This is a genomic window from Halolactibacillus halophilus (assembly GCF_900115605.1).
GTDB classification, from domain to species: domain Bacteria; phylum Bacillota; class Bacilli; order Bacillales; family Amphibacillaceae; genus Halolactibacillus; species Halolactibacillus halophilus.
Map to the genome: position 1 here is coordinate 34,314 of NZ_FOXC01000002.1, position 12,374 is coordinate 46,687.

Below are 12,374 nucleotides of genomic sequence, written 5' to 3' on the forward strand. Positions count from 1 at the left end.
TCCTCCTCATAATATATGTATTGTGACTTGCTTCACATACTATATTAACATAAATATAGAAAAAGTCTGTGAATAAAATGTGAATTATTGAACATAAATTTATTTTTTTTTACTGTTTTCTCTTTCCTACCTTAGACAAATGTATTATAATATTTGCTTTATCTTTATATAAGCATCTAACGATATTTAATACGGGAATATTTGTTCTTGCCTTTTTGATTTATCTACGATAAAATAAGAACAAACGTTCTTTCGTTAATTGTTTCACCTAAGGAGATGACACCTCTATGCGCGATCAACTTATTTTAGATGCTATTATTTTACCTTTACTACTGATTGTCTTAAAGAAGAATCGATTCCATTTATCTCACTTTAAGTTCGACTATTTATACGAGGAATGGCTAGAAGATTTATCTTCTACTATTCAAACCGACTTGTTGGTAACGAAAAAAATGCTGTACCAGCAAGAAAAGATAACCGTTAAAAAAATGCAGCAAACAAAAAAGCAAGTCACCTACCACATTTATTCAGCAACTAAAGAAAAAAACCTTTATTTTACACCGGTAGAACTTAAATCATTAACGGAGCGTTACTTATGTTATTACTTGTTTAAAGGAGATGATACAGATGGTCAATAAATTATCTGAAGGTAGTAATTTAATTTGGGAGTCGAGTAGAATGATATTACCAGAACATAAAGCAAGGATTAGAGCGCATGACTTAACCCCACCACCCAAAAGTCGTCCAGCGTTATCAGAAGATCGATTAACCGAGATTAATCAGCGTTTATCAATCGCTATTGAAACGGGCGTATCTATGACGTTAACTTATTATAAAAATAAGCAACACCTCTCTGTCACAGGCTCACACTTACGCTTACTAAATGAAGCGACGTTAGAAATAGAGACTGACAAAGGCTACGACCATATCCCGCTAAATGATATTATCAATCTAGATAACGACCTTTGTTTCGATTGATTCTATTTTTACTACAAAAAGGTCATTCCATGATCGGAATGACCTTTTTGTTTATTGCTGTTTCATTAATTCAACTTGCTTCTCCATCCGTTTATCGGCTTTATGATCTTTCACTACTAATATTGCCCCCGGGAACCAAAGTAAGGTGGTTAAGCCAAGGTTTAATAGCGCTTGAAATGGTTTACTTGCAAAAAATACCGCAAGTGGCGGCACGAAAAAGGCTAAAATAATAGAGCATTACTTCTCCCCCTTTATATTATGACACTTTCCAACTATTATTATTTTTTCCATCTCAACTATATTTGAAACCCTTGATTACAAAAGAAAAACCCTCAATACCAATGGTATCAAGGGTTTCGGTTGATTAGTATTGTTGCATATATTGTTCGCGTTCCCAAGGGTGTACTTGTGTACGGAACATATCCCATTCAATTTCTTTTGATTCAATAAAGTGCTCATAAGAGTGGGCACCTAATGCCTCAATAATTGTTTGGTCTTTTTTCAACTCTCCTAAAGCATCAAAAAGAGTTGCTGGTAAGTCATCGACACCATTTGCTACGCGTTCTTCTTTATCCATGACATAAATGTTACGATCAACTGCTTTTGGTGCTGGTAATTGATTTTCAACCCCATCTAAACCAGAGGCAAGTAATGCCGCTAATGTTAAGTAAGGGTTAGCAGAAGGGTCAACACTACGTACTTCAACACGTGTGCTTAAACCACGTGAAGCTGGGATACGAATAAGTGGTGAACGGTTAGAACCACTCCAAGCCACGTAACACGGTGCTTCAAAACCAGGTACAAGACGCTTATAAGAGTTTACTGTTGGATTAGCTACCGCTGTAAAACCTTGCGCATGCTTTAAGATACCAGCAATAAATTGGTACGCTGTTTCACTTAACTGCATTGGTCCGTTTTCATCAAGGAAGGCATTTTCTTTCCCTTTAAATAGTGACATATTACAGTGCATACCTGAACCGTTAACCCCAAATAAAGGTTTCGGCATAAACGTGGCATGTAAACCGTGTTTACGTGCAATTGTTTTAACAACAAGCTTAAATGTTTGAATATCATCCGCATGCTTCACTGCGTCAGAATATTTAAAATCAATTTCATGCTGGCCAGGGGCAACCTCGTGGTGTGATGCTTCGATTTCAAAGCCCATTTCTTCAAGCTCTAAAACGATATCACGACGACAGTTTTCACCAAGATCGGTTGGCGCTAAATCAAAATAGCCACCTTTATCATTTAGTTCAAGTGATGGTTCGCCTCTTTCATCGAGTTTAAATAAGAAGAATTCTGGTTCTGCACCAATGTTGAATGTAGAAAAGCCCATCTCTTCCATCTTCTTAAGGTTACGCTTCAAGTTTGCACGCGGGCAACCTAAGAATGGTGTGCCATCTGTATTGTAGATATCACAGATAAAACGTGCCACTTTACCTTTTTCAGATGTCCAAGGGAAAATAACAAACGTATCTAAATCTGGATACAATTTCATATCAGACTCTTCAATACGCACGAATCCTTCAATTGAAGAACCGTCGAATACCATTTCGTTATCTAACGCTTTGTTAATTTGACTCACTGGAATTTCAACGTTCTTAATCGCACCTAAAAGGTCGGTAAACTGTAATCGAATAAATTTAACGTTTTCCTCTTCAACTTTTCTTAAAATTTCTTCTCTTGTAAAACTCTTTGCCATGATTGTCCCTCTCCTTTAATTGATCTTTATTGACGGAAGAACCTTGATAGCTCTCCTTGACGCAATGAGGCTTTTCCATATCGACCAGTATGTAACAGTTCTTGACGTAAGTACTTACGCAATTCTTTATCAGATAAATCAGCCTGATCTTTCACCGGCTGCTCAATCTGATCTGTTACCGGAAGTTCTTTCAATTGAAGCACCTGCTTAATCCCCGCTAAATTAATGCCTTTTTCGATTAATTCTTTTATCTCTAATAATCGATCCACATCATTGAACGAGAATAAACGCTGATTCCCTTCTGTCCGCGCCGGATGAATCAATTCATGTTCTTCGTAGTAACGAATTTGCCTTGCGGTAAGTCCTGTTAAGTCCTTTACGATACCAATGGAAAATAAGGGTTGCGAACGGCGATCAACTTGACCCATTTACAACACTCCCCTTCCTCTTGCTTTCCATACTTCTATTATACACACGAGAATATAGTTGTCAATCCATGTTAGGTTATTTAACATAAAAATTTTCAGAAAATATTAAACTTTCATTTTATCTCTTACTGCCTTACTATCTTTTCCTTATTTTCTCGTATCAAAAGGACAGGTCCCAACTTTAAATAATAAGGTCACCTGATTCTACAAACTGCACAACCGCCTCACTAACCGCTAATTTCACATGGCTATAAGTAAGCCCGCCTTGAACAAACGCTGTGTAAGGCGCGCGGATTGGACCATCTGCGGTGAGTTCTAAACTGGCTCCTTGAATAAAAGTGCCAGCCGCCATAATTACATCACTCTCATAGCCCGGCATCGATGCAGGGTGCGGGGTGACGTAAGCATTTATAGGTGAGGCATGTTGGATGGCTTGACAAAACTTGATCATTTGGTCTGCTGTATCAAAGGTCACAGATTGAATTAAATCCGTTCGCTTATCAGTATATTTTGGGGTCGTTGTAAATCCAGCGAGTTCGAGTAAGCGTGCGGTGAAAATTGCTCCTTGTAACGCTTCACCAACGACATGAGGTGCCAAGAAGAATCCTTGGTACATTTCTTGTAGAATCCCGAGCGTTGCACCTGTTTCTTTACCAAGACCTGGGGCAGTTAAGCGATTCGCCGCTTTTTCAATTAAGTCTTTTCTACCAGCAATATAACCACCAATCCGGCTAATGCCACCGCCAGGATTTTTAATTAAGGAGCCCGCAATCAAATCAGCCCCCACTTCCGTTGGTTCTTTTGTTTCAACGAACTCACCGTAACAGTTATCAACAAAAATAATGATTTCTTTATTTATTGCTTTAACAAATTGAATCATTTCCTCAATCTGATCGATTGTAAATGACGGACGGTCCGCATAGCCTTTTGAACGCTGAATCGCTACCACTTTGCTCTGTGGTTTAATCGCATGTTTGAGCGCTTCATAGTCAATGCTTTGAGATGCTGTTAAAGGAATGGATTGATAATGCACACCAAAATCCATCAAAGACCCCGTATCTTGCCCACGTGTCCCAATCACTTCTTCTAATGTATCATAAGGGTCACCCGTCATATAAATGAGTTCATCACCAGGACGTAAGATTCCAAACAAGGCAGTCGTAATGGCATGTGTACCAGAAATTAGTTGTGGTCTCACGAGGGCATCTTCTGTTTTAAATACATCCCGGTAGACGGCTTCTAATCCATCGCGTCCGATGTCATCATAGCCGTAACCCGTCGTTGCTTGAAAATGGACGTCCGCAATTTTATTGTCTCGAAACGCATTAAGGACTTTTAATTGGTTCATCTCAACCGTCTGCTCAATTTGTTGGCGAACGTCTTTAATATCAGCTTCTGTTTGTTTAATTAAATGTTCAATCATATTTAAAACTCACTTTCTTCTTCACTTTTTGATAACAGCGGATGACTTTCCGGCAAATAAACCATCACCCGGTACTGTTCAGTTTTTTCATTGAAGTCTATCGCTTGAACAATGCCTTCCGTTTGAAGTAGTTGTATTTTTTTCCCTTCATCACTCTCTAGTACAAATGTTTCTAACGTAAAGAGTGACTTCACAAGGCGTTCCGTTTCATTAAGCAACCGTTTATGATCCACTTCGTCAAATGCACTTATTGTTAAAGCCGGTTTCTCGAATGGAATAAAGGTTGTTTGTAGTAAGTCTTTTTTATTATATAAAGTCAGCATCGGGATATGTTCAGCTCCTAAATCTTCAAGCAGACGCTTCACCGTTTCTTGTTGCTGGTGATGATCTGGGTGAGAAGCATCGACAACGTGATAAATCATATCCGCTTCTAGCACTTCTTCTAATGTCGAGCGAAAAGCCGCAATTAAAGCCGTTGGCAAGTCTTGCATAAATCCAACAGTATCAGTCACAATCGCTTGAAAACCCGATGGTAACTTTAATTGACGTGCCGTTGTATCGAGTGTCGCAAATAACTGATTCTCTTCAAACGTCTCACTTTCGGTTAATCGATTAAATAACGTCGACTTTCCCGCATTCGTATAACCGACAATCGCAATTTGAAAAATACGATTCGTTTGCCGACGTTTTCGGTACTGGTGACGTTGGTTTTTAACCGTCTCTAACCGACGCTTTAAGTCATCAATCCGGCGCATAATGTGTCTTCGGTCTGACTCAAGTTTTGTTTCACCAGGACCACGGGTTCCTATACCCCCACCAAGTCTCGAGAGCGCTTGACCTTGACCGTGTAGGCGAGGTAACAAGTACTGATACTGTGCCAATTCAACTTGTAGCTTTCCCTCATTTGTTTTAGCCCGGCTCGCAAAAATATCTAAAATTAATTGGGACCGGTCAATGATTGGCACATCAATGAATTCTTCGAGGTTTCTCACTTGCGAACTTGATAACTCATCATTTGCAATGACTAAATCAATCGCTTCTGCTTCAATAAATACTTGAACTTCTTCAATTTTACCTGTTCCTATATATAAACTCGGATGAATTCGATCCCTTTTTTGGGTAATGACATCAACGACTTCCCCTTTAGCCGTTTCTGTTAATGAAATCAATTCTTCCACCGAGTACATAAACCGTTCGTGATCGGTTATTTTTTTCTCTACGGCGAGAATCAATACGCGTTCTGACATACGTTTATTCCTTCTTTCTTAGTTTGGAGTTAGTTACATGGAAAGAGAGCGCTTTAACAGCGCTCCCGATTAATTAAAAATTATTCTGTTTCAATCTTGACGTTTTTCGCTGGTGAGAATGTTGAAATTGCATGCTTAAAAATCAACTGTTGTTTACCTTCTGTTTCAAGTAAAACTGTAAAATTATCAAACGATTTAACTAACCCACGTAATTGGAAGCCATTCGTTAAGAAAACCGTTACTTGAATATGGTCTTTTCTCAGTGCGTTTAAGTATTGATCTTGAATGTTAACAGATTGTGCCATGTAAATTCCTCCTCTTTTTCTCTCTCTATTATACTATAATTCTAGGTCGGTGGTAAAATTCCTGCTAAATCTTTAAGAATTTTTTGAAAAACATCATTTTTTGTTTCCGGTGTTAGCGTATACCAGTTGATATCCATCTTATTTCTAAACCAAGTCAACTGTCGTTTCGCATACCGGCGCGAGTTACGTTTCAATAAATCAATTGCTTCCTCTTTTGAGCACGTTCCTTCAAAGTAGCCAATCAATTCTTTATAACCAATCGCGCGCATTGACGGCGCATCTTTTAAGCCTAAGTCATAGAAATAGCGTGCTTCTTTAAACAAACCGTGCTCAACCATTTGATCCACCCGAGCATTAATCCGCGCGTATAGTAAAGTGCGGTCCATATCAAGACCGATTAGGATCACGTTGTAGGGTGAGTCCGCTCGTTGCGTTTGTTGGTAATCCGTCATTGTTTGACCTGTCCGGTCGTATACTTCAAGTGCCCGAATCACTCGCCTGACATTATTTTTATGCGTTTTCTTTGCTTGATTGGGATCCACTTCAACTAATCGATTATACACAGCATCTATGCCTAACTTTTCAATATCAGCTTCAATTTTACGTTCGTATTCTGGGTCTCGTTTTTCTTCTGATAACGCATAGTCACGAATAAGACTATCCAAATACATCCCTGTCCCCCCTGCAATAATGGGGAGTCGCCCGCGCTCATTCATATCCGTGATGATCTGAGTCACGCGTGTTTTAAAGTCAAATACTGAAAAACTTTCATCTGGTTCAAGGATATCTAAAAGATAATGAGGAATGTTTTGTTGTTCGTCTTGGGTGACTTTTGCTGTCGCGATATCCATTCCACGGTACACTTGCATCGAGTCACCACTAATCACTTCTCCGTTAAAATGCTGGGCTATTTCAATTGATAGGGCTGTTTTCCCTACCGCGGTTGGACCGACTACACATACAATCGTTGGTTTCACTTTTTTCACCTCCTACATAATCCGTTTAAACATCTTTTCAAGTTCATATGTTGAGAAATGGATGACAACCGGTCGACCATGCGGACATGTAAAAGGGGCTTCTGTTTTTCTCAACGTTTCAAGTAATTCAAACATATCATCATAATTCAAGTGATGGTTAGCTTTAATCGACTTTTTACACGCCATTAATATGGCAGCATCTTCTCGCAACTTCTTTAAATCAATCTTTTCATCTTCAATAATTTGGGCAATAATGTCACGAATCGTCTCTTCTTCAAAACCGGCCGGGAACCAATTAGGGTGCGCCGAAACGCGGTAAGTCTGTTGGCCGAACGGTTCAAAAAACAGACCAACAGTCTCAAGTTCGGTTTGATATTGCTCGATGAGTAGCGCTTCTTGTTTTGAGAAGTCAAAGGTCATTGGGACGAGTAATTCTTGTAAAACCGGATCCACTTCAACGATTTTATCACGGTAATACTCGTATTTAATCCGTTCCTGGGCCGCATGTTGATCGATTAAATACATGCCTTGATCATTCTCTGCAATAATATAGGTCCCGTGATGCTGTCCAACCGGATACATAAGCGGCATACGACTATTTTCACCTGAATCATTTATCGCTTTTGTCTCATCACTCGTTCTATCAACAGATGTTACATCGTCCGTTGATGGCATGAGTGGTTGCGCATTTTCATGAACTGTTTCAGATAAGTTAGGAGAAATCTGCTGATCAAGTGAGAGCGTATCTTCTGTAACTGCTTCTCTTTCCTGCGGTTGATTAAGTCTTGGTGCATTTAATGTTTCCTCGTAATGTTGTTTTATATCATTAGCCTCGTGTTGGACATCTTCTTTTGATTCTTGTTGAGTTAGACGGCCCCTAGAATTACTCAGTTGGTTGTGCGCACTTGTTTCAGATGGCGTGTGATCAAATGAAAAGCTCGCCTGTTTCGAACGATCTTGCTTAGGTTTTTGTTTTTTCTCGGTATAGTCTGGTATCAGCCGTTCTTGTTTAAATGCCTCTTTAATTGCGGTTTCAATCGCTGTAAACAATTCTTTTTCTTTACTAAACCTAACATCAAGTTTCGTCGGATGGACATTAACATCGACTAAAATCGGATCCATTTCAATTTGAATCACAACAATTGGGTGGCGTCCAATCGGAAGTAAAGTATGATAGCCACTTAAAATCGCCTTATTTAAAATCACACTACGCACAAACCGGCCATTAATGAGCGTTGATAAATATTGCCGACCACTTCTAGTTACTTCAGGCTTTGCGATGTAACCAGAAATTTTATAGTCGAGCGTGTCATGCTCGATTTTAATCATTTTCTTTGCGACATTGATTCCATAAATCTGTGCAATAATTTGGAGTAAGTCACCTCGCCCATTAGATTTAAAAATAACTTTATCATTATGGGTTAAGGTAAAACGAATATCCGGATGGCTTAAACTTAACCGATTAATCACATCAGTAATGTGACCGAGTTCTGTATGAATCGTTTTCATATATTTTAACCGTGCCGGCGTATTAAAAAACAACTGATCCACCGTGATTTCGGTGCCTTTTCTCGCATCTGCTTTGTCTCGATTAACTTCTTTGCCACCTTCATATTGGATTAACGTACCTGCCCCGTCACCTGTTGAAGTTTTTAACGTTAGTTTACTGACAGCTGCGATGGAAGCGAGTGCCTCACCACGAAATCCGAGAGTGCGGACATGAAATAAATCTTGCTCTGATTTAATTTTGCTTGTCGCATGACGCAAAAAGGCAACAGAAGCATCCTCTTCTAGCATCCCGTCTCCATCATCAGTGACTTTCATTCGCATGAGGCCTGCTTCATAAACATCGACTTTAATCATCTGGCTATTTGCATCAATACTATTTTCTACAAGTTCTTTAATCACTGAGGCCGGTCGTTCTACGACCTCGCCAGCCGCGATTTTATTACTGAGGGCATCTGACATGAGTTCAATGGCCACAAAATCACTCCTCTCCTTGTAGTTCCTTTTTAAGATCAAATAAAGCGTTCATAGCATCAATCGGTGTCATCGACATTAAATCCAATTGTTTTAATTTCTTTTCTAATCGCGTCGTTTTTGAATTTGACGATACTGACTTTGTTTCAGCAAAAAAACTTAATTGATCGTCTGTTTGCTGATGAGCTTTTGATACTGCTTTTTTATTAATGACTGCTTGCTCCAAGGATTCAAAAGAGACAGCTGTTTCTTTAATTTTTGCACCTTTGTCTTCTGCTTGATTTGATTCTAATAGCTGTAAAATAACATTGGCTCGGTTAATTAACGACCCAGGTAATCCCGCTAGCTTAGCCACATGAATCCCGTAACTTTCATCCGCTGGTCCTGGTTTAATCTTATGTAAAAAGATAACCTCGCCGTCGTGCTCTTCAGCTGATACGTGCACATTCTCTAACTGTGTGAGTGACTCGCTTAAACTCGTCAATTCGTGATAGTGTGTCGAAAAGAGGGTTTTTGCACCGATGTGATCATGGACATGCTCAATTATGGCTTGTGCAAGCGCCATCCCGTCATAGGTACTCGTCCCGCGTCCAATCTCATCTAGAAGAATCAAACTGTTATTAGTCGCAAAGTCTAACGCATGTTTTGATTCCAACATTTCTACCATAAAGGTACTCTGTCCACTTACTAAGTCATCAGCGGCACCAATCCGGGTAAAGATTTGATCAAAGACGGGCAAGGTCGCCGATTCGGCCGGTACAAAGCAACCGATTTGGGCCATAATAACTGTCAGCGCAATTTGTCGCATGTACGTACTCTTACCAGACATATTCGGCCCGGTAATCAGCAACATCTTCGTCTCTCCGTCTAACGTAATATCATTCGGGACATACATTCCATCTGTCATCACTTTCTCAACAACTGGATGACGTCCTTCGGTAATCGTTAAGGTCTCTTGTTTAGTTAAAGTTGGTTTAACATACCCTTCTTGTTCACTTACAACCGCAAAACTTTGTAAGACGTCTAAGGTACTGACACGTTCAGCTAGTTGCTGTAGCCGCGGTATATAGGCCTTTACTTTCTCGCGGAGCTCAGTAAATAATTGAAGCTCGAGTTCTAAGCTTTTTTCTTCAGCTTGAAGAATCAAATTTTCTTTTTCTTTTAATTCCGGGGTAATATAGCGCTCCGCATTCGTTAAGGTTTGTTTTCGTTCATATTTACCTTCAGGCAACAGATGCAGATTGGCTTTGGTGACTTCAATATAATAGCCAAATACACGGTTATAGCCAATTTTTAGTGATTTTATTTTTGTCTCTTCTCGTTCTTGTTGTTCTAATGCATTGATCCATTGCTTCCCGTTTCTTGACGCATCACGGTATTCATCGAGCTGGGGATCGAAACCATCTTGAATGATCCCCCCTTCTTTCAAGGTCATTGGCGGTTCATCAGCGAGACTTTGTTCTAGTAAATCACGTAGTTCAGCTAATGTATCTAAATCTTCTCCTATTGTTTGTAGATACGGAGAAGTAAATGTTGATAACGTTTGTTTTAACCCTGGTATACGCGATAAACTCAATTTTAATTGTTGCAGGTCGCGGGGATTAACATTACCAAAAGCTACCCGACCTGATAAGCGTTCTAAGTCATAAATCGATTGTAAATCTTCTCTTAATGCATCTCTTTCAATGAATTGGTCGAGTAAACCTTCGACCATATTATAACGTTCATTAAGGGCTCGTTCATCTAGTAACGGGCGCTCCAGCCATTTCTTTAAATAACGTCCCCCCATGGCAGTCACTGTTTGGTCTAATACCCAGAGTAAGCTCCCTTGTTTACCTTTTTTCATCATCGTTTCTGTTAATTCTAAATTCCGCTTCGAATGCATGTCTAAACCAAGATAGCCACTCAACTCAATTATTTCTGCAGGTTGGACATGCTCAAGTGAACGTTGTTGAGTTGATCGAATATAATGAATCAGCCGAATAACGGCCTGCTGTAAGCTATTGTGATCAACATTCGTTAGTAATGCATCAAAGGACGCATAATCAATCGTATCTGCTAACGTGTGGTGCGAGACCGTTAACTGGAGTTCATCTGATAAAACGTGCTGTTCTTTTGTCGATAACCGGTCAGAAATCACGACTTCTTTAATCGGACGGTTATATATTTCGCTTTTTAATCGGTCAAATTGGTCTACTGTTAACACGTAGAGTTCTCCAGTTGATAAGTCGATAAAACTGAGCGTATAATGGTCATCGATACAATCAACACTCGCTAAATAGTTGTTCTCATTCTCAAGAAGCATTGCCCCCTCCATAACTGTACCTGGGGTGATGACTTGGACAACATCACGTTTCACAACGCCTTTAGCCGTTTTAGGGTCTTCGACTTGTTCACAAATAGCTACTTTGTACCCCCGTTCAACGAGGGTTTTTATGTAGTTGGTAGAGGCGTGGTAGGGAATACCACACATAGGAATGCGTTCCTCACCTCCACCATCGCGACTCGTAAGTGTAATTTCTAATTCTTGCGCAGCTTTTGTCGCATCGTCAAAAAACATTTCATAGAAATCCCCGAGGCGAAAGAATAAAAAACAATCGGTATAGCGGGCTTTAATTTTTAAATATTGCTGAATCATTGGTGTGTAACTTGGCATATATAAAACTCCTATTCGTTCTCATTTGCTGTTTGTATTATAACATATTTGATCGTTCCCTCTTATCAATTTAAATTGATACTCGTAAAAAGAAAAAGCGCACAAAATGTACGCTCCAGAAATTATCATGACTCATCTTGATTATATCAGTGAAATGCTTCATCATCAATGAACTATGTCAGCTTTATAACACCTAGGTTCTAAACGTCTGGTAAGCGTGCAATCTTCAGACTTAGCTTAACAATTTACTTTTTAGACTTTTAAAAAAGAAAAAAGATGCCTATAGGCATCTTAATTATCTAAAGGTGTACTTTTATCCATCTCATCTGACATCTGTTGATTAATTTCTGAGATGAGCGATTGCAGGATCGCATTCACATCAACTTGAGTCTGTTTGAACTCCTCAACAATCGGTAAAGCATCGATTTGCTGCTGAATCTCATCAATATCTTGGTCAATGAGTTTCGCTGCTTCTGTTTTACCGTAAGCTTGTAAGTTAACCGCCTGTTTTTGGAGTTGTTTTATTTGGTTGATCTGTTGTTTGACTTTCTCGTGTCCATCCAGCGTTTGCTTGACCGCTTTAAACCGCTGCACGTCATCTAAATTACCGAGTTTTCCGGCAACACCGTTAGTATAGGCTAATATATCTTCATCAGTGTAATGCACATTGTCACCCCA

General features: G+C 39.4%; 12 protein-coding genes. 2 read left to right on the forward strand and 10 right to left on the reverse strand.

Annotated elements, in window-relative coordinates:
* Positions 1 to 287 precede the first annotated feature (287 nt).
* Positions 288 to 638 carry a YhjD family protein gene (locus BM098_RS01325; protein ID WP_089829601.1) on the forward strand — a complete coding sequence of 117 codons (351 nt, stop codon included), beginning with the start codon at positions 288 to 290 and terminating at the stop codon, positions 636 to 638.
* Positions 628 to 978 carry a YolD-like family protein gene (locus tag BM098_RS01330; protein ID WP_089829603.1) on the forward strand — a complete coding sequence of 117 codons (351 nt, stop codon included), beginning with the start codon at positions 628 to 630 and terminating at the stop codon, positions 976 to 978. Before BM098_RS01325 ends, BM098_RS01330 begins: the two co-directional genes overlap by 11 nt.
* Positions 979 to 1,029: 51 nt before the next feature.
* On the opposite strand, the gene BM098_RS01335 is transcribed toward BM098_RS01330, so the two are convergent.
* From BM098_RS01335 to BM098_RS01380, 10 genes are all read right to left on the reverse strand, one after another.
* Positions 1,030 to 1,209 (reverse strand): YqaE/Pmp3 family membrane protein, encoded by a 180-nt coding sequence (locus BM098_RS01335; protein WP_089829605.1) that lies wholly within the window; start codon positions 1,207 to 1,209, stop codon positions 1,030 to 1,032.
* Positions 1,210 to 1,342: 133 nt separating this feature from the next.
* Entirely contained in the window at positions 1,343 to 2,680 is a 1,338-nt protein-coding gene (gene glnA / locus BM098_RS01340; RefSeq protein WP_089829607.1) for a type I glutamate--ammonia ligase, read from the reverse strand.
* A gap of 26 nt (positions 2,681 to 2,706) precedes the next feature.
* Positions 2,707 to 3,108, reverse strand: a complete 402-nt coding sequence (locus BM098_RS01345; protein WP_089829609.1) for a MerR family transcriptional regulator — start codon at positions 3,106 to 3,108, stop codon at positions 2,707 to 2,709.
* Between the two features lie 181 nt (positions 3,109 to 3,289).
* Positions 3,290 to 4,531, reverse strand: a complete 1,242-nt coding sequence (locus BM098_RS01350) for a methionine gamma-lyase family protein (protein WP_089829611.1) — start codon at positions 4,529 to 4,531, stop codon at positions 3,290 to 3,292.
* A 2-nt stretch (positions 4,532 to 4,533) separates the two neighbouring features.
* A complete protein-coding gene (hflX, locus tag BM098_RS01355) occupies positions 4,534 to 5,778 on the reverse strand; it encodes a GTPase HflX (protein WP_089829613.1) in 1,245 nt (414 codons plus the stop codon).
* Between the two features lie 80 nt (positions 5,779 to 5,858).
* Positions 5,859 to 6,083, reverse strand: coding sequence for an RNA chaperone Hfq (hfq, locus tag BM098_RS01360; protein WP_062320034.1), 225 nt, complete (start codon positions 6,081 to 6,083; stop codon positions 5,859 to 5,861).
* A 41-nt stretch (positions 6,084 to 6,124) separates the two neighbouring features.
* Positions 6,125 to 7,060, reverse strand: a complete 936-nt coding sequence (gene miaA / locus BM098_RS01365) for a tRNA (adenosine(37)-N6)-dimethylallyltransferase MiaA (RefSeq protein ID WP_089829615.1) — start codon at positions 7,058 to 7,060, stop codon at positions 6,125 to 6,127.
* Between the two features lie 12 nt (positions 7,061 to 7,072).
* A complete protein-coding gene (gene mutL / locus BM098_RS01370; protein WP_373863169.1) occupies positions 7,073 to 9,043 on the reverse strand; it encodes a DNA mismatch repair endonuclease MutL in 1,971 nt (656 codons plus the stop codon).
* A 4-nt stretch (positions 9,044 to 9,047) separates the two neighbouring features.
* A complete protein-coding gene (mutS, locus tag BM098_RS01375) occupies positions 9,048 to 11,696 on the reverse strand; it encodes a DNA mismatch repair protein MutS (protein WP_089829618.1) in 2,649 nt (882 codons plus the stop codon).
* A gap of 291 nt (positions 11,697 to 11,987) precedes the next feature.
* Positions 11,988 to 12,362 (reverse strand): YlbF/YmcA family competence regulator, encoded by a 375-nt coding sequence (locus tag BM098_RS01380; protein WP_089829619.1) that lies wholly within the window; start codon positions 12,360 to 12,362, stop codon positions 11,988 to 11,990.
* Positions 12,363 to 12,374: the final 12 nt, after the last annotated feature.